General features: G+C 53.8%; 21 protein-coding genes and 3 tRNA genes. 4 read left to right on the top strand and 20 right to left on the bottom strand.

Translation table 11 applies throughout. The annotated features are described in order from the left end of the window. Window positions 1-25 precede the first annotated feature (25 nt). Window positions 26-259: a ribbon-helix-helix protein, CopG family gene (locus ACZ5PT_RS06525; protein WP_464266002.1), complete on the bottom strand. Its 234-nt coding sequence runs from the start codon at window positions 257-259 to the stop codon at window positions 26-28. Between the two features lie 74 nt (window positions 260-333). Here ACZ5PT_RS06525 and ACZ5PT_RS06520 point away from each other — a divergent pair, with 74 nt between their 5' ends. After that, window positions 334-1446, top strand: coding sequence for a tyrosine-type recombinase/integrase (locus ACZ5PT_RS06520; protein WP_464266001.1), 1113 nt, complete (start codon window positions 334-336; stop codon window positions 1444-1446). A 285-nt stretch (window positions 1447-1731) separates the two neighbouring features. On the opposite strand, the gene ACZ5PT_RS06515 is transcribed toward ACZ5PT_RS06520, so the two are convergent. The 7 genes from ACZ5PT_RS06515 to ACZ5PT_RS06485 form a co-directional block, all read right to left on the bottom strand. Further along, window positions 1732-1808 (bottom strand) — tRNA-Arg (locus ACZ5PT_RS06515). Window positions 1809-1858: 50 nt separating this feature from the next. Next, on the bottom strand, window positions 1859-2323 hold the full coding sequence (locus tag ACZ5PT_RS06510; RefSeq protein WP_464266000.1) for a hypothetical protein: 465 nt from the start codon (window positions 2321-2323) through the stop codon (window positions 1859-1861). Between the two features lie 89 nt (window positions 2324-2412). Continuing rightward, window positions 2413-2500, bottom strand: a tRNA-Ser gene (locus ACZ5PT_RS06505). A gap of 82 nt (window positions 2501-2582) precedes the next feature. After that, window positions 2583-2670 (bottom strand) — tRNA-Ser (locus tag ACZ5PT_RS06500). 93 nt (window positions 2671-2763) lie between these two features. Continuing rightward, entirely contained in the window at window positions 2764-4035 is a 1272-nt protein-coding gene (gene serS / locus ACZ5PT_RS06495; protein ID WP_464265999.1) for a serine--tRNA ligase, read from the bottom strand. A 210-nt stretch (window positions 4036-4245) separates the two neighbouring features. Beyond that, window positions 4246-4824, bottom strand: a complete 579-nt coding sequence (locus tag ACZ5PT_RS06490) for an HD domain-containing protein (RefSeq protein ID WP_464265998.1) — start codon at window positions 4822-4824, stop codon at window positions 4246-4248. Between the two features lie 185 nt (window positions 4825-5009). Beyond that, a complete protein-coding gene (locus tag ACZ5PT_RS06485; RefSeq protein WP_464265997.1) occupies window positions 5010-5864 on the bottom strand; it encodes an EamA family transporter in 855 nt (284 codons plus the stop codon). Window positions 5865-5999: 135 nt separating this feature from the next. Here ACZ5PT_RS06485 and ACZ5PT_RS06480 point away from each other — a divergent pair, with 135 nt between their 5' ends. Beyond that, entirely contained in the window at window positions 6000-7388 is a 1389-nt protein-coding gene (locus ACZ5PT_RS06480) for a class II fumarate hydratase (protein WP_464265996.1), read from the top strand. Between the two features lie 34 nt (window positions 7389-7422). On the opposite strand, the gene ACZ5PT_RS06475 is transcribed toward ACZ5PT_RS06480, so the two are convergent. From ACZ5PT_RS06475 to ACZ5PT_RS06445, 7 genes are read right to left on the bottom strand one after another with little or no spacing between them, the layout of a single operon-like run. Then, entirely contained in the window at window positions 7423-8544 is a 1122-nt protein-coding gene (locus tag ACZ5PT_RS06475; protein ID WP_464265995.1) for a ribonuclease D, read from the bottom strand. Next, window positions 8545-9591: an A/G-specific adenine glycosylase gene (gene mutY / locus ACZ5PT_RS06470; protein WP_464265994.1), complete on the bottom strand. Its 1047-nt coding sequence runs from the start codon at window positions 9589-9591 to the stop codon at window positions 8545-8547. It lies immediately after the preceding gene. Window positions 9592-9613: 22 nt separating this feature from the next. Beyond that, window positions 9614-10663, bottom strand: a complete 1050-nt coding sequence (hisC, locus tag ACZ5PT_RS06465) for a histidinol-phosphate transaminase (RefSeq protein ID WP_464265993.1) — start codon at window positions 10661-10663, stop codon at window positions 9614-9616. A gap of 2 nt (window positions 10664-10665) precedes the next feature. Further along, complete coding sequence (gene mqnC, locus ACZ5PT_RS06460) at window positions 10666-11730, bottom strand: cyclic dehypoxanthinyl futalosine synthase (protein ID WP_464265992.1); 1065 nt, start codon at window positions 11728-11730, stop codon at window positions 10666-10668. Window positions 11731-11732: 2 nt separating this feature from the next. Beyond that, a complete protein-coding gene (mqnE, locus tag ACZ5PT_RS06455; RefSeq protein ID WP_464265991.1) occupies window positions 11733-12812 on the bottom strand; it encodes an aminofutalosine synthase MqnE in 1080 nt (359 codons plus the stop codon). 14 nt (window positions 12813-12826) lie between these two features. After that, window positions 12827-13426: a UbiX family flavin prenyltransferase gene (locus ACZ5PT_RS06450; protein ID WP_464265990.1), complete on the bottom strand. Its 600-nt coding sequence runs from the start codon at window positions 13424-13426 to the stop codon at window positions 12827-12829. Window positions 13427-13430: 4 nt separating this feature from the next. After that, a complete protein-coding gene (locus ACZ5PT_RS06445) occupies window positions 13431-14309 on the bottom strand; it encodes a UbiA-like polyprenyltransferase (protein ID WP_464265989.1) in 879 nt (292 codons plus the stop codon). A 27-nt stretch (window positions 14310-14336) separates the two neighbouring features. Between ACZ5PT_RS06445 and ACZ5PT_RS06440 the strand changes: the two genes are divergently transcribed. Both ACZ5PT_RS06440 and ACZ5PT_RS06435 read left to right on the top strand, forming a co-directional pair. Beyond that, window positions 14337-14891: a YqaA family protein gene (locus ACZ5PT_RS06440; protein ID WP_464265988.1), complete on the top strand. Its 555-nt coding sequence runs from the start codon at window positions 14337-14339 to the stop codon at window positions 14889-14891. A 12-nt stretch (window positions 14892-14903) separates the two neighbouring features. Further along, the gene (locus ACZ5PT_RS06435) at window positions 14904-16049 is read left to right on the top strand and encodes an MFS transporter (protein WP_464265987.1); all 1146 of its coding nucleotides are present in this window, start codon (window positions 14904-14906) and stop codon (window positions 16047-16049) included. Here the strand turns inward: ACZ5PT_RS06435 and ACZ5PT_RS06430 are convergent. The 5 genes from ACZ5PT_RS06430 to ACZ5PT_RS06410 all read right to left on the bottom strand — a co-directional run bounded on the left by ACZ5PT_RS06430 (window position 16020) and on the right by ACZ5PT_RS06410 (window position 22640). Beyond that, window positions 16020-16712, bottom strand: coding sequence for a TVP38/TMEM64 family protein (locus ACZ5PT_RS06430; RefSeq protein ID WP_464265986.1), 693 nt, complete (start codon window positions 16710-16712; stop codon window positions 16020-16022). The genes ACZ5PT_RS06435 and ACZ5PT_RS06430 overlap by 30 nt on opposite strands. Window positions 16713-17078: 366 nt before the next feature. Beyond that, window positions 17079-17894 (bottom strand): exodeoxyribonuclease III, encoded by an 816-nt coding sequence (xthA, locus tag ACZ5PT_RS06425; protein WP_464265985.1) that lies wholly within the window; start codon window positions 17892-17894, stop codon window positions 17079-17081. Window positions 17895-17909: 15 nt separating this feature from the next. Beyond that, window positions 17910-19700, bottom strand: coding sequence for a DNA helicase RecQ (gene recQ, locus ACZ5PT_RS06420; protein WP_464265984.1), 1791 nt, complete (start codon window positions 19698-19700; stop codon window positions 17910-17912). 40 nt (window positions 19701-19740) lie between these two features. Next, window positions 19741-21078: a UbiD family decarboxylase gene (locus ACZ5PT_RS06415; RefSeq protein WP_464265983.1), complete on the bottom strand. Its 1338-nt coding sequence runs from the start codon at window positions 21076-21078 to the stop codon at window positions 19741-19743. A gap of 89 nt (window positions 21079-21167) precedes the next feature. Further along, entirely contained in the window at window positions 21168-22640 is a 1473-nt protein-coding gene (locus ACZ5PT_RS06410) for an NADH-quinone oxidoreductase subunit N (protein ID WP_464265982.1), read from the bottom strand. Window positions 22641-22645: the final 5 nt, after the last annotated feature.

The following is a 22645-nucleotide window of genomic DNA, read 5'->3' as shown; positions in this document are numbered from 1 at the left end:
GGCGACCCAGCAATGCAAATGCGGACTAATCACTTGTAGGAACTGGTGGAGGGACGTCTATCCCTTGGCGTTGAAGATATTCCTCAAGCGCCTGTTCGACAACGGCACTCACGGAGAGCCCCTCATCTATCGCCAGATGCTGAAGAGTCCTGTAAATCTCCGGACGAAGCCGGAGGCCGGTTTGCTTGCGCTGAATCGCTGATTTGGGACGGGCTGCCATGCCGGAAATATAGCGACAAAGAAATACCAAGTCAAACAAACTATCTCAACAACAAACAATCCCGACAAATTGATATAATATATTTATGACAACAGAAACTAAAGGAGGACACCATGACGAAAGCCAAAAACAGTAAAGGGATTTATCGCCGTGGAAAAACATGGTGGCTTACTTACAAGGGGCTTGACGGGAAACAACAGTTTGAAAGCAGCGGAAGCAGTCTGAAGGCGGATGCCGAATACCTTCTTGCCTGTCATCGCAAGGCGATTGCCGAAGGAACCACCCCGCTGATTTCTAGCCGCAGAGCGATGAAGACCACTTTCTCCGAACTGGCAGACCGCTACCTTGAATTCATTCAGGGACAAAAGGCAATAGCAACAAAGCGGGGCTTTATCCGTAAAATGAAGCAAGAATTCGCAGGAGTTCAATTAAAGGCCTTAACCCTTGCCGCTGTTGAGGCTTGGCAGGCCCGACTTATGACCGAACAGCGCCCACCCCGCAAAGGGAAAGAGGAACCCCGCCCACCACTATCCGTGGCTTCCGTCAACCGTCATCTCGCCTGCCTGAAACACATGCTGACCAAGGCGCAGGATTGGGACCTGATAAGCAATGAGACCCTGGAAAGACTGCGGCGGGTTAAACTAGCCAAAGAAGAGAACCAGCGGCAAAGATTTTTATCGATTGAAGAATATCAAAGACTGATTGCTGCCGCTGAACCGCACCTGCAACCGATACTGATTTTTGCTTTAAATACTGGCTGTCGAAAGTCTGAAATTATGGAACTGACTTGGGACCGGGTTGACCTTGAGCACGGTTTCATCCATCTTGACAAAACCAAAAGCGGTTCTCCACGGGATATTCCGATAAACAAAACCCTGCGAGATTGCCTGCAAGCTCAGATTCGCCGCATTGATACTCTGCTGGTTTTCTACAATCCAAAGACCGGCAGCCGCTGGCATGACCTGAAGCGTCCCTTTGCTAACGCCTGCCAAAAGGCCAAGATTATAGATTTTCGTTTTCATGACTTGCGGCACACCTTCGCCAGTCAGTTAGTCATGGCCGGGGTTGACCTTACAACCGTCTCTCGCCTGCTTGGCCATGCCAGCCTGACGATGACCCTTCGTTATGCACACCTTGCCCCGGACCACCTGAAGGGGGCCGTTGAGGTTCTAGCCCGGCTGCAATCCCAAGAGGCAAACCACAAACAGCAGACAGCAACACAGTAGCGCTCCAGCTCGTACGTGGCCTTTGTCTGCCCCCCTGACCGTTGAGAAGATTCCATGCATACGGTCAGGGGTATAACCTACTGTAAATTCAGAGGGCTAAACCCTTTGTGCCCTTCGTGACCTTTTCTCACGCAATAAATTTATCTCTTCCGCTGTTCCTATTTTATCCCGTGCCTTTTGCCCCGCAATATTTGACGATTTACCCTTACTTGACAGTTTACTTGACAATCAACCCCAAAACGAAAAACGGGTTACAAGCAAAAGCCTGTAACCCGTTAATTTTATTGGTGCGCCACGAGAGATTCGAACTCCCGGCCTTCTGATCCGTAGTCAGACGCTCTATCCAGCTGAGCTAGTGGCGCACACGAAAGACAGCTTTATCGCCTATCCAGCAGCGATTGTCAACCCTTTTTTAACCTTCTGCTTGGTAATCGAGCAGAACAAATTTATAACGCGAATCTTCGAACTGGTGCCGGTCCGGGTAGAGACCGAAAATCCAACCGCTATGCAACTCTTTCTCACCATCCCGAATGACGATCTTCACCGCCGGGTTGGTTGTTTCATTCGACACGGATGTCGCTCGTTCACTATTGACGGAAAACGACGGCATAAATGCTTCAACAGTGACCCGCATGGTCGTATCCGGGATCTGAAAACTGCCACCGATATCAATCCGATAGGTATTTTCGGTCCCTTCCTGCTGATCGATCAGTGCTATCCTGACCGATTTCCACTTACCAGCAACGGACTCGGGAACTACGATCTTCATCTCTCTGGAGACCGGTTGTTTTTCTACAGTTTGCGGTTCCTGCTCACTACAGGCAGCACCCAGGAGCAGCAGTAACACACAAAAAATTGTCACAAAAAGTCTGACCATCATCTGTCCTTTGCAAGAGAAGAAACAATTAAAGCGGAGCAGCGATATCGCATACTCCGCTTCATCAATCTGCAGGTCGAATAAAAAACTGGCGGAGAGGGGGGGATTCGAACCCCCGGTAGCTTGCGCTACACTCGCTTAGCAGGCGGGCACCATCGGCCTCTCGGTCACCTCTCCGCAACTCAAATTTTTTATTTTTCAGATGAAACCTAGCTTAACTTTTATATCTCTTTGAATCCAGCAAAGATTCAACTTTAAATGGCGGATGGCCAGGGATTCGAACCCCGGGTGGGTTGCCCCACTCTAGTTTTCAAGACTAGCGCCTTAAGCCGCTCGGCCAGCCATCCGTAAGCGTCAGAACTCTTAACTATTTTCCAAAAGCGCGGCGAACCATAACGAATTTCGGCGCAAATTGCAAGCGGAAAGCGGCTCTGTCGCGTTTACTTTGCGATCTTTTCCAAACCACCCATATAAGGCCGCAACACTTCGGGAATCAGAACCGAACCATCGGCCTGCTGATAATTTTCCAAAACCGCCAGCAGGGTCCGACCGACGGCCAATCCGGAACCATTGATGGTGTGAACCAGTTCCGGCTTTTTTGCCCCGTCACGGCGGAAGCGGATCGACGCGCGACGCGCCTGGAAATCCCGGAAGTTAGAACAGGAGGAAATTTCGCGATAACACTCCTGACCCGGCAACCAGACCTCGATATCAAAAGTTCGCGCCGCAGAAAAACCGATATCGCCGGTACACAGATCAACAACCCGATACGGCAATTCAAGCAACTGCAGTACTTTTTCGGCATTCGACAGCAACTTGTCCAGCTCGATTTCCGAATCTTCCGGCCGGGTAAATTTAACCAACTCGACCTTGTTAAACTGGTGCTGGCGGATCAAACCACGGGTGTCGCGGCCGTGCGAGCCGGCTTCCTTACGGAAACAGGGGGTATGGGCGGTGTAGCAGAGCGGCAGATCCTTTTCGCTAAGGATTTCATCACGGTGGATATTGGTCACCGGCACTTCGGCGGTCGGGATCAGAAACAGATCGACATCTTCGGTATGAAACAGATCGCTCTCAAATTTTGGCAACTGCCCGGTGCCGGTCATGCTCGCGCGATTGACCAAAAACGGCGGCAAGGTTTCGGTGTAGTTGTGTTCGCTGGTGTGCAGATCGAGCATGAAGTTAATCAGCGCTCGCTCCAAACGCGCCCCGGCGCCCATGTACAGGACGAAGCGCGCCCCGGAGAGCTTGCTGGCCCGTTCAAAATCGAGAATGCCGAGATCTTCTCCGATATCCCAGTGTGCCTTGGCGACAAAATCGAGAACCGGTTTTTCGCCCCAGACGCGAACCTCAACGTTATCATCCTCAGAGGCACCGACCGGGCTGCTCTCGTGAGGGATATTCGGCAACCCCATCATCAGCTCGCTGAGTTGCTCTTCAACCTCACGTAGTTGATCGTCCAGCGTTTTGATCTGCGCCGAGACTTCCTTCATGCGAGCGATCTCACCCTGCACCTGGCTCTTGTCCTTGGTCTGGCCGATCAGCGCCGAAACCTTGTTCTTCTCCGCCTTCAGGTTTTCCGCTTCGCTGAGCAGTTCACGCCGCTGCAGGTCGAGCTGCTTGAAACCGGACAGGTCGACGCTACCACTCCGGGTAGCCAAAGCCTGTTCCGCAGCCTCAAAGTTATCGCGCAAGTATTTAATATCGAGCATGATTCATTCCTCCATGCGTTTTATTCAAAAGTCGAAAAAAAGTTGATAACACTTATGTTTCACAGGGTCAAGGATTGCGGGATCCCACCGGAGCTATGACGAGAAAGAGATATGCGCCAGATGCAAGGCGCTGCACAGACTTTTGCCGCAGGAGTGGCAGCGCCACGTCGAGGATAAAAGGCCAGCAGCAACGCCGCAGATGGGGTATAGCTATTTCTCGCTACCCCCCTTGATCCACCATTCCTGATCATCATCAAACCACCACTTAGTCGAATCGGTTTCCCAAATAGTTGCCGCCAACTGTTTAGCGACCTCGGTTTGCAAGCGCAGAAACGCAGACGGATACCACTCATCGGCATAACGATTGCCGAGATCCTTATGCTCCTTCAGCGCCAGGATCATCTCCAACTGATCGGCGTCGTGAGCCAGTTGTGCCTCGTGACTCTGCTTGGCCATGAATTCCTGCAGGGTATTGCGATAATCATCGCCAAAGGGGAGCTGGCGGGCCAGGTCCTCGACGGCTTTTTCCTCATCCGCTTTGACATACTTCTTGTTAACGTAGTTCAGATCGCCGGTCCGTGCCTCGGGGATATCGTGGAACAGACAGAGCTGCAACACCCGCCCGACATCCGCCTGGCCATCCATTTGCGCCAGGGTGTAACCGATCATCGCAGCGCGGAAGCTATGCTCAGCCACCGACTCAGCCCCGGAGCCGAGAAACTGAAAACCGGTGCGCGGAGTACGCTTGAGCATGCCGACTTCAAAGAGAAAATTGGCCAGATTTTTCATAATCCAATCCTTAAAACAACTGTAGCGGCGACCTACAGGTCGCCTCGGGCGAGGCATGCCTCGCCCCTACACAAATAGTTGGCGATTGCCGTAGGGGCGACTCGACGAGTCGCCCGGTTTATGGCGTTTCATTTTCAAACTCGGGCGACCCAGCGGGTCGCCTCTACAAGGTCATTTTCGCAACATCACCCCTGCCAGACGAACACAACACCGAGCAGAATCAATCCGGCCGAGGCCAGACGGATGCGACCGAAGGATTCCCCGAGAAACACTAAGCCGATCAATACGCCGATCAACAAACTCACCTGCCGTACCGGCACGGCGTAACTAACCGGCGACAACTGCAGGCCGAAACGGAAAGATAAAAAAGAAGCGAGCATCACTGGTCCCGACCAGAGTACCAGCTTGCGGCTCTGCCGCCATTCCTCGAGAATCCGGCCACGATAAACGGGGCGCAGCACATTCAACGACATGATACCGAGCATGAAGAAAACCAGCACATAGGTAAAATGATAGGCCGAATAATCGTCAACTCCGGTCTTATCCAAAATGGCACCGATCGAGTAAACAAATCCGGCCAGCAGAGCCGCCTGAACCGAGCGGTTGCCGAGCTGCGAAAAGGGGCGTAGAATCTCCCCCGGCCGCAAACTGCGCAGCTGGATGCAATAGGCTCCGGCGACAATCAGGGCAATGCCTGTCATACCAAAGGTGCTCAAGCTCTCGCCGAGCAACAACACCCCCCACAGCGGCACGTAGAGCATCGAGGTCTGCGCCAGCGGGTAGGTCATCGACAGGTCACCATCACGGTAGGCCACACCGGTAAACCAGTGATAGAGCACAAAACAGACCGACGCCGCGGCTGCCAAGAGCAGCGAGCGGGGCGAAAGCTCGGGTAAGCCATTGCCGGAACCGAACATGAAGACCGTCATCAGGCTCCAGGAACAGAGAAACATCCACCAGATGAAAATGGTTTTGTCGCGGCTCTGCTTGACCAGCAGATTCCACAACGCATGCATCAGCGCGGAAAATACAATCAACATTAAAGCAAAGGAATCCATGGCGCGCATCATAGCCGATGGATGGCGGGAAAGAAAGTCGCTTTGACAGTTGCCTCAAGAGCGCTATTCTTACTAAAATCCCGGCGTTATATTATTTCAGCTCAGAAAGGACTCTCCATGGGTGGATATCGTATCGAACAGGATTCTTTGGGGGAAATGCAGGTTCCAGAAGATGCCCTGTACGGCGCTCAGACCGCGCGTGCGGTCGAGAATTTTCCGATCTCAGGGATTCCCCTGCCGCAACCGATGTTGCGCGCCCTCGGTCTGATTAAGAAGCATGCGGCGCAAGCCAATCTGCAACTCGGCCTGCTCCCGCCTGAGGCGGCCGACGCCATCAGCCGTGCTGCGGTTGAAGTTGTCGCTGGCAAACTGGACGAGCATTTCCCCGTCGATATTTTCCAGACCGGATCTGGCACCAGCAGCAACATGAACGCCAATGAGGTGATCGCCAACCGCGCCGCGCGACTGCTGGGTCAACCGATCGGCAGTAAGGCCATTCACCCGAACGACCAGGTCAATCTTGGACAGTCGAGCAACGACGTTTTCCCCAGCGCCATCCATATCGCCTGTGCCGAACAATTACACAAGCAACTGTTGCCGGCCCTGGAACAACTGCTGCAACAACTGCTGGAAAAAGCAGAGACCTTTGCCGAGGTGCTGAAAATCGGTCGCACCCACTTGCAGGACGCCACGCCGATTCAGTTGGGGCAGGTTTTCTCCGGCTACGCCCGGCAGGTCGAACTGGCCCACGAACGACTTTCGGTCTGCAGCAGTGCTCTCTATGAGCTCCCGCTCGGTGGCACCGCCGTTGGCACCGGCATCAACACCCATCCGCAGTTCGCCAGCAAAACGATCGCCGCCATCGCCCGGGAAACCTGCTTGCCATTTCGCGAAGCGACCAACCACTTTGAAGCTCAAGGAGCAAAAGACGCGCTGGTTGCCACCAGTAGCAGTCTCAAAGGGTGTGCCGTCAGCCTGTTTAAAATTGCCAACGATATCCGCTTTTTAGCCAGCGGTCCGCGCTGCGGCATCGGCGAACTGGTGCTGCCAGCGGTGCAGCCGGGCAGCTCGATCATGCCGGGCAAGATCAACCCGGTGATGGCCGAATCTCTGCTGCAAGTCTGCGCTCAGGTGATCGGTAACGACGCCAGTGTCGCCCTGTGTGGACTGTCAGGTAATTTTGAATTAAACGTCATGATGCCGGTCATGGCACACAATATTCTGCAAAGCATTGAACTCCTCAGCAAGGGGATTCGTGCCTTTGAGGAAAAAGGCCTGGCAGGACTGCAGGCGGATGAAAAACGCTGCACCGACTTGCTCGAGCAGAGCCTGGCCCTGGTCACCGGACTGGTACCGGAAATCGGCTACGATCGTGCCGCCGAGATGGCCAAGCAAGCGCACAAAACCGGACGAACGTTACGCGAGTTAGCACTGGAAGAGGGGATTGACGCCGAGCGGCTGGATCGGCTGCTGGATCCAGCGACAATGACAAAACCGAGCACATAAAAAAGGGCGGCCCGGCGGGCCGCCCTTTTCCATCTCAGTTCAGCGTACGCAAGATCCCTTCGCCCAGCACCTTGCATTGCCAGTTTTTCAACAGCTTCTTCTCAATCAACTCCTGCTCGGTCTGCGGCTGCTTGCGGGCCAGCTCTTCCAGCGAAGCGTTATTGATCAGCACCCCCGGGTCCAACACCAGATCCTCAGCCGCCTGTCTGCGCCAATCCTTCAAACGAAGCAGACGTTTATCGACCTGCGGATCTTTGGCCCGTCGTTCTCCGCGCGGGAAGATCGGCAGCTCGGCTTCAGGCAAGTCCAGCGCTTGCGCCACAGCCTGCAGCAACTGCACCCCATAACGCTCAATCAAACGGGGTGACAGCCCTTCCGCCTCCGCAAGTTTACTATTTCCGGTCGGCGTCAATTTGGCCAGATGCAGCAGTGATTTGTTGCCCAACACTTTGTAGAGTGGCGTGTCACGCCGCTGGGCTTCGCCATCACGCCATTGCAGAAGACTTTCCAGTACCGCCAACTGGCGTCGATCAAGCACCCCAGCGCCCTTGAAGCGTAAAAACTGCGGACCATCATGGACAGCGAAACGGACCTTTTCGAGCAGCGAGAACTCTTCCGTGACCCAATCCAGACGCCCCATGTCGACTAGCTTCTGCTCCAGAATTTCTACCAGACGGTGCAAATGGCTGGTATCTGCGGCCGCGTAGTGGATCATCCCTTCGCTCATCGGCCGTCTTGACCAGTCGGCGCGCTGATACTGTTTATCCAGCTCGACAGCGAAATACTTGCGCAACACATCGGCCAGGCCGAACTTTTCTTCGCCGAGAAACTGGCTGGAAATCATCGTGTCAAACAAGCCATCAATGTTGATTGTGAAATCACGCGCCAGACAACGGATATCATAATCGGCAGCATGGAAAATCTTGCGCACCTTCGGATCGGCCAAAACCGGTCGCAGCGGTGCCAGATCGGCTCCGCCGAGCGGATCAAGCAGGACGGTTTCCTTCGGTGTGGTGAACTGTAACAGGCAGACCTTTTCCTGATAGTTATGCATCGAATCCGCTTCCAGATCGACAGCAATGACCGCATGCGTTTCCAGTTCTGCGGCAAATTCAGCAATCTCTTCGGTGGTGGTCAGAATGGGTGGTAACGACATCTATCCTCCAGTTTTGCCCGGCAATTTACCAAGCGCTTTTTTATGGGCACCGTGCAGTGCCAAATCTGTCAACTGCACCGCAGTGCACCAATCGTTTTCTGTCTCGGCAACCTGCGATAAACCCTCTATCAAAAGGTGATAAAGCTGCAGATCAAGTCGGAAATGGCTATAAGCATGCTTAATACGACCAAGCAATTGCGCTTCACCAGCAACCCCTAAATCAGCCATCAACATGCGCAGCTGGTCATCGGCAACCTCCCCAGCAGCCAAACCGAGAGAGGGAAACTCCCAAAGACCACCAAGAAAGCCGCTGGCAGGACGGCGGCGCACCAGATAGGTCCCTTGTTTTTCCAGTAGCAATGCCACTTGCTGCCGGATCGGCACTTGCTTGGTTGCCTGCTTTAAGGGTAACTGCCGTTCCAGCCCCAAATGGCGCGCCTGGCATAAAGCACTCAGCGGACACCCGCCGCAAAGTGGTTGGCGCGGGACACAAACGGTTGCACCCAAGTCCATAATCGCCTGAGTATAGTCGTGCACAGCCGTTTGCGGGGTCAATAGTTCCGCCCACTGCCAGAGCTGTTTTTCTGCGCGCGCCGAGCGTGGCGGATCCTGCCAGGCAAACAAACGACAGAGAATCCGCCGCACGTTGCCATCGAGAATCGGCGCCCACCGATCAAAGGCCAGCGCCGCAACCGCTCCGGCGGTAGAACGTCCCACCCCCGGCAATTGCTGCAAGCCAGCAACCGTTTGCGGAAAATGCCCACCAAACTCTTCTACCACGGTTATGGCCGCCGCGTGCAGATTACGCGCTCGGGCATAATAACCAAGTCCGGCCCAGAGATCGATGACCGCCTCCTGCGGCGCAGCAGCCAAGTGCTCAACGGTCGGAAAACTTTCAAGAAAGCGCTGATAGTAGCCGATCACCGCCGCTACCGTGGTCTGCTGCAACATAATTTCCGACAACCAGATCCGGTAAGGATCACGGGTCTGTCGCCAGGGGAGATCGCGACCATTGCTGCCGTACCAGTTAAGCAGTGCGCGGGACATTTTTGTTGCGGGAAAAGGGGATTCAGCCAATAGCGGTCAGTGCCGTCAGGGTGTTATCCATTTCGGCCTCGGTACCGATGGAAATACGCAGGCCATGCTGCAGCAGGGGATCGGAAAAATAGCGCACCAGAATTTTACGTTCAAACAGGGAATCATAGACCCGCTTGGCATCACGATCGGGAGGGCTGGCAAAAATGAAATTGCCGTGAGAAGGAATCACCTGGTAGCCGATTGCCCTGAGAGCGTTGCTGAAGCGATCACGCAGCGTACGCACCTTGGCCACCGTCTGCTGCAGATAGTCCTGATCGGTTAAGGCCGCACTGGCAGCCACTAGTGCCAACCGGTCGAGGTGATAGTGATCGCGAATCTTATCCAGCGCCGCCACGACCTCAGGACGTGCCACCGCCAGCCCCAGCCGCATCCCAGCCAGGGAGTAGCTTTTGGAGAAGGTGCGGGTCACAACGATATTGGCGTGCTTTTTCACCAGTTGCATGGCAGTGCCGGCACTAAAATCGACATAGGCCTCGTCAACCACCAATATTCCGGAGCAGCGCTGCGCCAGCTCTTCGATGTAGGCATTATCGAAAATAAAGCCGAGCGGCGCATTGGGGCTGGTGAGAAAAAACAGCTTCCCCTCGTAGCGCTCGGGGAAATCGGCCAAGCGGAAATCCTCGGTCAAACCGAAGGTGCGTATCTTCGCCCCTTGGATTTCAATCAGCGTGCCATAGTAGGAGTAGGACGGCTGCACAAAAGCGACCTCCTCCCCTTCCCCGGCAAAGGCGCGAATCAAATTATTGAGCAGCTCGTCCGAACCATTGGCCATTATCACCCATTCAGGGTCAAATCCGTACAGTTCCGCCGCATCGGCGCGGGCCTGACGGCTGGCGGCATCCGGGTACTTGCGCAGGTTCTCGCCATCATTAACCATTTCAGCAGTGATCGCTGCGGCCACCTGCGGAGACGGCGGATAGGGATTCTCGTTGGTATTCAGCTTGATCCAGCCCTCTTCCTGCGGCTGAAAACCGGGCACATAACCAGCCATTTCGGCGATATTTTTACGTAGCGGCAACATGATCAGTATTCCTCTAAAATTTGGTATTCCGTGGTTCGCCGGGCCGGAATAAACCCGGCACCTCGAGCCAATTCGACAATCTCTTCGTGGGTCATGCGGAAAGAGACCCCGGCAGCGGCGACGACATTCTCTTCGAGCATGGTCCCGCCGAGATCGTTGGCACCGAAGTAGAGCGCGACCTGCGCCATCCGCGCCCCCTGGGTCACCCAACTGGCCTGGATATTTTCAACATTGTCGAGGACGATGCGTGACAGCGCCAACACCTTCAGGTATTCGATGCCGCTGGCAGTCTCGCCGCCCAGTTCGGTGTTATCCGGCTGGAAGGTCCAGGGAATGAAGGCGGTAAAGCCGCCGGTTTTTTCCTGAATTGCGCGGACGCGGAACAGGTGTTCGACGATATCCTGCAGTTTTTCCTTGCTGCCGAACATCATCGTCGCGGTGGTGCGCATCCCCAACCGGTGTGCCTCCTCCATCACCATCGCCCACTGCCGCCAGCCGATCTTATTCGGCGATATTTCCTGACGGACATCATCGACCAGCACTTCCGCGCCGCCACCCGGAACCGAAGCCAGCCCGGCCGCTTGCATGCGGCGCAGGCACTCCGGCATCGACAACCCGGAGAGTTTAGCGACGTGAATCACCTCGGCAGGGGACAGAGAATGGATCTGCACCTGCGGAAAGCGCTCCTTGAGCTGGCGAAACAGCTCTTCAAACCACTCAATTTTGAGCGTCGGATGCAGACCACCCTGCATCAACAGCTGGGTCCCGTCGTTATCAAGCAATTCCTGCACCTTGGCAAAAATGGTCGCGTAATCGAGAGTGTAGGCATCGGCGTCTTCAGCGTTACGGTAAAACGCGCAAAACTTGCATTTCGACTCGCAGACATTGCTGTAGTTGACGTTGCGGTCGATAACGAAAGTCACCCGGTTGTGCGGATGCTTTGTGCGGCGGATGCCATCGGCCAGCTTGCCGATTTCGAGCAGATCGGCTTCGGTTAGCAGCAGTAAGGCTTGCGCCCGGTCGATGCCCTGGCCGTTGTCCAGCTGTTGTTGGATCGTCTTGAGCATCTTTAGTAAACCTTCAGCTCTTTATATAAGGTGTCCCGCTCCACCGGGGTTCGCCCGGCCTTACGGATCAGTTCGATAATACCGTCTTTGTTCAGCGCCTGCGGCGAATCGGCCCCGGCATCGTGACCAATCTGCTCTTCGACGACCGTGCCGTCGAGATCGTTGACTCCGAAGCAAAGCGCGGTCTGGGCGATCTTCAGCCCCAACATTACCCAGTAGGCTTTGACGTGCTGGAAATTGTCGAGATAAAGCCGACTGATGGCCAGGGTTTTCAGCGCATCGACGCCGCCGACCCCTTTGGCACCGGCCACTCGCGTGTTGTCCGGCTGAAATGCCAGCGGAATAAAGGTCTGGAAACCACCGGTTTTATCCTGCAACTCGCGCAACAACCGCAGGTGCTCAACCCGGTCGGCATAGCCCTCCAAATGTCCGAACAGCATCGTCGCGTTCGATTTCAGTCCGGCCTGATGAACCATTTCGGTGACCTCAAGCCAGCGCGCACCGGTGATTTTCTCCGGGCAGATTTTATCCCGCACCTCCTGGCCGAGGATTTCCGCCCCACCGCCGGGCAATGAATCGAGACCGGCCTGCTTTAATTTTTCGATGACTGCAGGAATGCCCAACTCGGCAAGCTGGGCAAAGTAATCAATCTCGACGGCGGTAAAGGCCTTGATATGTAACTGGGTCGAAACCTGTTTGATGGTGCGCAACATATCGAGATAAAACTCGAACGGCAGTTCAGGATGCAGGCCGCCGACAATATGGATCTCGGTCGCTCCGGCGTCCGCTGCCTGTTGCGCTTTGTCACGCACATCTTTCAGCGTCAGAGTGTATTCACCTTCCTCCCCTTCTTCCTTGGAAAAAGCGCAGAATTTACAGCGATTAACGCAGAGGTTAGTGTAATTGATGTGCCGGTTGACGTTAAAAAAAACCCGCGTACCATTTTTTTTCCGATTGGCCGTAGCCGCCAATTCACCGATGGCCAACAGGTCGTTCGATTCGAACAGTGCCAGAGCCTCAGCATCACTGATGCGCGTACCACTATCAATTTTATCTCGCAGAGTCTTGAATAGCTGATTCATGATATTCCGTAGGTCTATTCTTCTCCCCAGCGTTTGAACAATTGATGCTCAACACCGAGGCTATCAAGGGTTTTACCGACAACAAAATCGATCAATTCTGCGACCGATTGCGGTTTTTGATAGAAGGCCGGCATCGCCGGCAAGATCTGCGCACCGGCTTTTGAGAGGCGCAGCAAGTTTTCCAGGTGGATCTGATTAAAGGGGGTTTCGCGTGGCACCAGCAGCAACTGCCGACGTTCCTTCAAAGCGACATCGGCAACCCGCTCCAGCAGGTTGTCCGACAAGCCCGCCGCAATCCGCCCCGCGGTTCCCATCGAACAAGGACAGATCACCACCGCCGCAGGGGCACTGGAGCCGCTGGCGACCGGGGCGAAAAAATCATGCTGTGCGTAATAGCTGAGTTCTGCACCAACGGAAAATCGCTGACGTAATTGAGTCAGACACTCTTCGGGCTGTTCCGCCAGCTGCAGACCGGTCTCAAAAGCCAGGACCTGACGTCCGGCATTGGTCAGCAACAAAGCGACCGAACGCTTAGCGCGCAACAGTTCTTCAACCAAACGCAGGCCGTAAATCGATCCGGAGGCTCCGGTTATGCCGACAACAATCGTTCCCATCGCTTTAGATTAACGCATCAAGCAGAGTAAAGACAAAGATCGTCACGCTGATATAACCGTTCATGTTGAAAAAAGCAGCGTCCAGCTTTGACAAGTCGTTCGGCTTGACCAGGCTGTGCTCGTAAGCAAGCAGGCCGGCAACCACCAACACGCCGCTAAAATACAACCAGCCCAGTCCGCTGCCCGGCATCACCAACAGCAGAAACAACAGCATCAGGCCATGAAAGATCCGCACCAGTAAAAAGGACTTAGCGATTCCCAACTTCGATGGCACCGAGTGCAAACCGCGCTCAACATCGTAATCGTAATCCTGCAACGCGTAGAAAATATCAAAGCCGGCTACCCAGAACAGGACCGCCAGGCCAAGCGATAATACCGACCAGGCAAGTTCGCCGCGCAGCGCAATATAGGCACCGATCGGTGCCGCGGCCAGACAGATGCCGAGGACAACGTGGGCAAAATGGGTAAAACGCTTGCAATAGGCATAGAGAACGAAAAAGCCGATCGCGATCGGAGCGAGGTAAAAACAGAGCGGATTAAGCATCCAGGCGGCAAACAGCAGCAGCGCCAGGGAAACGCCGACAAAACAGAGCGCCTCGGACATCGACACCTGTCCGGCCGGAATATGCCGGTCGGCAGTGCGCGGGTTGTCGGCATCGATCTTGGCATCGATCAAGCGGTTGAGTCCCATGGCGCCACTGCGTGCACCGACCATTGCCACACAGACCCAGACAACCTGTCCAATACTCGGCAGAGCACCATTGGCCAGAGAGGCCAACACCACCCCCATCAGGGCAAAAGGGAAGGCGAAAACGGTATGGGAAAACTTGATCATCTCGAGCAGGGTTTTAATTTTTGCGAAGATCTTTTCCTTATCTATCACTTCAAAGTCCTTTATCTGCAGTGGATTATGAAGCGGCTACTTTACACCCAGCGGGATCAGGGAACAAGCGCTTTTCCGCTGTGGAATCGAGCTTTGCCTCGTGGTTCTGCTCTGCTATCATGCCGCATGCCGGAACTCCTGACCGAACATGGACTATTGTCGCTCTTTCTGCTCAGTTTTTGCGCCTCGACCCTGTTGCCGCTCGGCTCGGAATGGTTGCTGGTGGCCCTGCTGCTGGACGGTGTCGACCCGACCAAGTCAATTCTGATTGCCACTACCGGCAACAGTTTAGGGGCAGCAACCAATTACCTGATCGGACGACTCGGTAGCGACTGGCTGACGGTAAAAATCCTGCGCATCGATCAAACACAGCGACAGCGGGCCGAATATTGGTTTAACCGTTTCGGCAGTTGGGCACTGCTCTGCTCTTGGCTGCCGCTTGTTGGCGATCCCCTCTGCCTGGTCAGCGGTGGCCTGAAAACCCCGCTGCTGCGCTTTTCGCTGCTGGTGATAACCGGCAAGGGAGCGCGTTATGCCACCGTCGCCCTGCTAACCCTGCAGGGAATAAAAGTCTTCGCCTGATACGGAGAATGAATGCTTTACACCCCAGCCTTTGCCGCGCTGTTTGCCGCCAACCTCGCTTTGGTCGCCAGCTTTTCGGCCTTCTTTCTTTTTCCGCTGTTTATCACCGCCCATGGTGGCAGCCAGCAGGATATCGGCGTCATCATGGGGATCTTTGCCCTGGCCTCGGCACTCTGTCGGCCGTGGGTTGCGGAGATGATCGACCGCCTGGGGCGCAAAAACAGTTACAGCCTCGGCTGTATTATCATGACCTTGATGCCGCTGCTGCACCTGTTTTTGCAGGGTCCGCTCGCGAACTATTACCTGCCGTTGTTATTGCTGCGCATCGTGCACGGCATCGGCCTGGCGATCTGTTTTACCGCGGTTTTCACCTTTATTGTCGACCTGATCCCAGAACAACGCCTCAATGAAGGGATCGGCATGTTCGGCACCTCGGGGCTGATCGGTTTAGCGGTCGGCCCGGCGATTGCCGAACCAATTTTGGAGAATTACGGTTTTAGCGCCTTCTTTCTCACCGCGGCGGCCATGGCCGCATTAGGCCTGCTGCTCCACCTGCCGGTTGAAGATAAGCACCGCCAGCAACCAGTATCCGCCGTCGTCTCACCCTCTTTTTTCACCCTGCTGAAACAACGCAAGCAGCTGATTAGCGGTGGCTTGGCAGTGCTGTTCGGTTTCGGCTTGGCGGCAACCGGTAATTTCATCGCTCCCCTGGCGGAACAGCGGCAGCTTAACCACATCTCCCTTTACTATCTGGCCTACTCGTGCGCCGCCGTCGGTGTGCGCTTTGTCGCCGGTCGTCTGGCAGACAGGATCGGGGAACAACAAATTATTCCCTGGGGACTCGTACTTGCTGCCAGCGGCTTACTTTTGCTCCCTCTGGTTCACGGCAACCTGTTGCTGTTAAGCGTCGGCTTTATTTTCGGTATTGGTCACGGTTTGCTGTTCCCGGCTCTCAATGCGATGGCAATCCGCAATGAGCCGTACAATGTACGCGGGAAAATTACCGGGATTTTTACCGGGGGGATCGATGCCGGAGCCTTCTGTGGTGCGCTGATTTTAGGGATTGTTGGTGAAATGGCCGGTTATAACAGCCTGTTTCTTTGCGCTGGGCTGGTGGTCTTGACGGGATTATTCCTCTTCCGAGCGCGCCCGGTCTAAAGCATCGCCGTTACTTTCTAGTCGCTGGACCTTCCTTGCCACCAGTAAGCCGAACAACAAAAAGACAACCGACAAGCCAAGCAATAACATGCGGTTTTGCACCCCGGCAGCACCAATGCCACCGAGCAGCACGAAAGCGATCAAAGCCGGAAGGATGCCGATAAATGTCCCGATGGCAAAATCGCGCTGGCGCATAGCGGTCAGTCCGCAGCCGTAGTTGACCGCATCGAAGGGGAGCATCAGCAGGCGCATGATCAACACGGTCAGCATTCCGTTATGGCTCAATCGCTGCTCCCAGGACTGCAACTGCAGGGATTCGTGCTTTTCCACCCAACTCCGACCGAACCAACGGGCAACGAGAAAAGCAACATTGGCGCTGGCGTTCTCTCCGACGATGGTAAACAGAATCCCCAGCCAGGGGCCGAAAACCAATCCTGAGGCAATGGTTAACAGTGTGGCCGGAAAAAAAATTAACGGCCGGACGGCATAAAGCAAGATGTAGCAGAGCGCAGCACGATAAAGCCCGAACTGGCCCAATAGTTTTGCTAGGGCCTGTGGCGTTTCTCGCAAATCAAGATCAGATTGCCACCAGAGCAAAATAACAATCAACAAACCCAGCACCCAGATAGTTCCGAGCAGTCGTTTCCAAAAAGCAGTCGGCATTTGTAGACAGTATCACGCGGGCAAAAAAGGCAGAAAGGTTTTGCAAAAGACGTTAGCAGCAGAACTTGCGGGATAGACCACTGACCCTCTCGATCAAAATTTGCGATTGATCATCATCATGGCAAATGCCAGAAGAGCAATCATCAGCATGATAGGGAGAATATGGACCAATAGATTGTAGCGAAACTTTTTCATTAAGCGCCCCTATACCGACCAAGCACAGTGTTTATTGAAATAACTGCATTAAAAGTGCCAGGTCGTAAAGGGATGTAATCTCTGCACATTAGCTAGTTGAAAATATCCCTCCGGGCGTAAAATACTATTTACGCCACATGCAGTGTGCCAATTTCGCCACGGCTGTTCCGGTTAGAGGTCAAAGACGGACCAGATCGGACAGTGGTCGGACGGCTTTTCCATTGCCCGTAATTGATAGTCGATACCGCTGGAACTGCAAAGAGCATACAATGGCTGGCTGGCCATAATCTGGTCGATGCGCAAACCGCGCTTCGGTTCCGCGGCGAAGCCTTTGGAGCGATAATCAAACCAGCTGAAGCGATCATCAACCTGCGGGTGTTGCTTGCGGAAAGTATCCTGCAATCCCCAGGCACAGATATTTTCCAACCACTCGCGCTCTTCCGGCAGAAAGCTGCACTTGCCGGTGCGCAGCCAACGCTTGGCGTTATCGCTCCCAATGCCGATGTCGCTGTCCTGCTGGGAAATATTAATATCGCCCATCACGACCAGAAGTTCCTGCGGATCGGCTTCGGTTTGCAGCCAGCGTTGCAGGTTGGCGTAAAATTCACGTTTATTAGGGAATTTTTCCGGATGAGCGCGACTTTCCCCTTGCGGGAAATAGCCGTTAACAACCCGTAAGCTGCGACCGTCGGGGAGCGGGTGACGGCTGATAATCAACCGCCGTTGATGATTAGGATCCTCACCGGGGAAGCCTTTTTGTACCTCGGTCGCTTCAATCTTCGACAGTGTGGCAACTCCATAGTGCCCTTTTTGCCCGTGATAAATCACCCGATAACCCAACGCTTCGGTCAGCGCCAACGGGAATTCGCTGTCGTGCACCTTGGTTTCCTGCAGACCGATAATATCCGGCTGATGATAATCGACCAAGGCCTGCATTTGATGTTGGCGGGCACGTAACCCATTCACGTTAAACGAAATAATTTTCACGCGTGACTCCACAATTCAACGGCATAAATAACCGACAATTTCCTCGATAAATTCGGCTCCATAGCGCTGCAGCTTGGTCTGCCCGACACCGTTAATCCGTAACAGAGATTCCTCGTCGGTCGGCAAGCTTGCGGCCATCTCCGCCAGACTGGCATCACCAAAAACGACATAGGGGGGCACCCCATCGCGATCGGCAATCTGCTTGCGCAGGACGCGCAATAAATTGAACAACTCCTGATCGTACTCCAGCCCAGCAATTTTGCGCGGCGCTTTCTTCTTCCGCTCCGGCTTGTTCCGCGGCCTGGTAATGGTAATTTCAGCCTCGCCGCGCAACAGCGGTCGCGCCGCCTCGGTTAACTTCAGCACTGAATAGTTGGCAATGTCCTGTTCCAAATAACCATGATGGATTAATTGCCGAAACAGATGATTCCAGTGATCCTGGCTCTGCTCTTGACCGATCCCGTAAGTGGACAGTTGCTCATGGCGCAGATCAAAAACCCGCTGTGCCTTGGAACCACGCAGTACCTCGATCACGTGACCGATACCGAAGCGCTGTCCGACCCGATAGACACAGGATAGCGCTTTACGGGCATCGACGGTGGCATTGTAGCGCTCCCGTGGATTGAGGCAGATATCACAATTACCACAGTCTTCCTCAAGGCTCTCGGCAAAATAACCGAGCAACGCCCGCCGCCGACAGGTCCCCGATTCAGCATAGGCGACCATAGCGTTTAGCTTATGAATTTCAATCCGGTTCTGCTCCGGATTGCCGCCCTTTTCAATCAATCCGCGACAGATGGCGATATCGCCGTAGCCGAACAGCAGCAGCGCTTCAGCCGGCAAACCATCGCGTCCGGCGCGACCGGTCTCCTGATAGTAACTCTCGATATTTTTCGGCAAATCATAGTGCACAACAAAACGCACGTTCGGCTTATCAATCCCCATGCCGAAAGCAACCGTGGCGACGACAATCTGCAGATCATCGCGCAAAAACTTATCCTGTGTCTGGCGCCGCTGTTCCGCTGGCAATCCGGCATGATAAGCGGCCGCACTGACACCATCCTGCTGTAATTTGGCCGCGACCTCTTCGACACGCTTACGACTTAAGCAGTAGACGATGCCAGATTCTTGCCGACGGGTCTGAAGAAAAGCACTCAACTGCAGGTAGGGTTTGGCCTTGTCAATCACCGTATAGCGGATATTGGGTCGGTCGAACCCAGCGACCACCTGCTGGGCCTCAGAGAGCTGCAAGCGCCGCAAAATATCCTGGCGGGTTTGCTTTTCGGCGGTAGCCGTCAAGGCGATCATCGGTACCTGCGGAAACAAATCACGCAATCTTCCGAGCTTCACATATTCTGGCCGGAAATCGTGCCCCCACTGCGAAACGCAGTGGGCTTCATCAACAGCAAACAGGGAGACCTGCAAACTGCCGAGTCGGTCGAGGAAATCATCACTCAGTAAGCGTTCCGGTGCAACGTAGAGCAGATCGAGCTGACCGGAATGGAGTTGGGCGAGAACCTGCCGTGCGGGCAAAGCCGCCAGCGACGAATTGTAACAGGCGGCGCGCACCCCGTTAGCCTGGAGCGCATCAACCTGATCCTTCATCAGCGAGATCAGCGGCGAAACAACGATGGCGACACCGGGCCGAAGCAGGGCCGGTATCTGAAAACAGAGGGATTTACCGCCGCCGGTCGGCATCAGAACAAAGGCATCCTGGCCAGCAATAACGGCTTCGACAACCTGCTGCTGATAGGGACGAAACTCTTTATAACCGAACGTTTGCTGTAATGTTTGCAGTGGAGACAATAGATGCAACCCTTGAGAGTTTTTGAAAGTGAACTAAAAACTAAAGATCATACTCGCTGTCACGACATTTTAGAAGCGTGGAGGTTTCTTTATCCTCAACGACCAGCAGCTTCGGGTCAACCCCAGTGGCATCAATGGCGATTTGATTTCCCCGCTGGTAGATGCGACGGCTTTCAATTTGATTGATCAGCCGCCAGTAGGCTTGGCCATAATCGGAGAGGTTAATATCTTCATCAAACAGCATAATCAATTTGGCTTTTTGCAGGGGACTATTCTGCCAGAGTGCAAAGATTAAATCAGGTATGGACTCTAACGCTGGTCTCGCGACCTGCAACAAGGCGACACCGTGGAATATGGTTAAATCTGGCATTTTCAGATCGACGATTGCCGGATAATCGATTTTTAACATGGTGCGGATCAAAACTTCACTCGCCTTGGCCAGGTAAATATTCTCACTCGGTGGAGGACCAACAACGGTAAACGGCATGATAGCCTGCTCGCGCCAGGCAATTGAAGTGACCTGCATAAGCGGACAATCATCACGCGTAACATATTGACCGGTATGATTACCGAACGGCCCCTCATGACAAGTTGTCGCCGCAGAAATTTGTCCCTCGACGACAAATTCTGCGTCGGCCGGGACGAGCAGATCCTGGGTACAACATTTGCTAAGGAACAGTTCATCGCTAAATAAGTTTTGAAACAACCCATATTCATTACAGTTTGATGGCAGTGGTGCAGCGGCAAGCCAGTAAAGGGCAAGATCACTGCCAAAGACAAGCGCAACCGGCAATTTGACGCCGAGCTTTGCGGCAGCGGATAAATGCTCGCCAGCTCCAGAAGCGACGGGGATATTGATTGCGGCCTGTTGTTCATTAATAATCTGCACCCGATAAAGAGCGAGATTCTGTTCGCCGGTCAATGGATGCTGCGTGACAACCAAGGGTAAGGTGCAATAGGGCCGCGTTTCTAGAGGCCAACTTTTTATTGCTGGCAGATCGAGTAAGGTCGCCTTGGATTGACGAGACCATTGCGGAATTTGATTTGGTGGGTAACCAGTAACGTTTTTCGCGATTTTTTGTAAACGTTGAGCCGCAGATCCTTTTGCGGTTTCGATGCTGGTAGATATCTTTTCAGCAAACTGGGTAAAGCTGACACTACGCAAAATTCGTAGCATGCGCTGCTTAGAACCGAATAAATTTGCGGCACTGCGCGAATCACAATTAATCAGCTTTTCAAACAACAGTGCTGAGCCGTTTTTCCTGCGAAATTCGCGACGACAGAGGGCTGCCAGTTCTTGATTTAAATCGATGCCGACCTGATAACGTTTTAGGTCGCTTGCGGCATCGAACTGTTCTAGAAGTGCTCTGAGGTCCATTGGTTCAGTTTACTCTATTCAAACCCTGCGCAAACAAAAAAAGCCCTCTGGGAATCCAGAGGGCTTTTTTTACTAACTAGAACCTAGATCTAGAAACCACCTAAGCCAGCCAACTTGGCCATTTCCATGACCGGACCAGGCAAAATACCCAGCAGCAGAACACCAGCGAGAGCGATCACGATAGATACGGTCGTTGCCATATTCATCGAGACCCAGCTGAAATCTTCCTCCGGATCCTTAAAGTACATGTTGACCAACACGCGCAGGTAGTAATAAAGCGATACGGCAGAGTTAAGCACACCGATAATCGCTAACCAGATGTAGCCACCTTTGATAGCACCGGCAAAGACGTAGAATTTAGCGGCAAAACCTGCAGTCGGCGGCATCCCCATCAGTGACAAGACGAAGATACAGAGAACGACACCCAGGAAAGGACGCTTGTAACCCAGACCAGCGATCCCGTCGAGAGTAAGGTTCTCCTCGCCTTTTTTACCAACCAGCACCAAGACGGCGAAGGCACCCAGGTTCATGAAGGTATAGACCAGCATGTAGAACATGATCCCGGTCAGACCGATCTCATTCCAGGCAACCAAACCAACCAGTGCGTAACCTGCATGCGAGATGGACGAATAAGCGAGCATCCGCTTGAGGTCCTTCTGCGACAGGGCAATGAAGTTACCAACGGTCATGGTCAATACGGCAAGAATCCAGAGTACCGAAGTGATTTCTGTCTGGATACCTTCCAAGCCGACAAAGGCAACGCGGATCAATGCGGCAAAAGCAGCGGCCTTAGGTCCGGCACTCATAAAAGCAGTAATCGGAGTCGGAGCACCTTGGTAGACATCAGGAGTCCACATGTGGAACGGTGCAGCAGCGACCTTAAAGAGGAATCCGGTCAGCAGCAACAAACCACCAGCAACGAACATAATGTTACTGGTTGCCTCCGGCATGGCGCGGACAAACTCAGCGATCCCAGCAAGCTTGGTTGTCCCAGTGACACCGTAAAGCAGGGCGACACCGTAAAGCAGGAAACCGGTCGAAAAAGCGCCAAGAAAGAAGTACTTGAGCCCGGCTTCGTTCGACCTGGTTTGACCGCGGAAAAAACCGGCCAAAACATACAGTGAAACAGAGAGAACTTCCAGGCCGAGGAAGATAGTCATCAGGTCGGTCCCTGAAGCCATCCACATAGCACCGGCAGTGGTAAAGAGGATCAGCGGATAATACTCACCAACCGGATAACCCTCTCGCTTAAGATAACTATCAGACATAAGGATAGTTAACGCAGCAGCTAAAAGGAAAATCATGCTGAAAAAGGTCGCGAAGTTATCCAGCACTACGCTTCCGGCAAAACCTGCCTGCGGGTTATTCCAGCCACCTAATGAAACGAATCCAGTGACAACCAGTGCAACAATACTCAGCCAAGCAACATGGGTGGTTTTACCACGCTCAGAGAAGACCGATACCAGCAGCAGCGCCATACCGAAGACACAGAGCACTAGCGACGGCATTATTGCCTGTAAATTCACATTCTGGATGGCTTCTTGTACTAAATTTGCGTCCATCGAAC

This window comes from Desulfuromusa ferrireducens (genome assembly GCF_055389805.1).
This window is presented reverse-complemented; position numbering and strand designations above follow the sequence as displayed.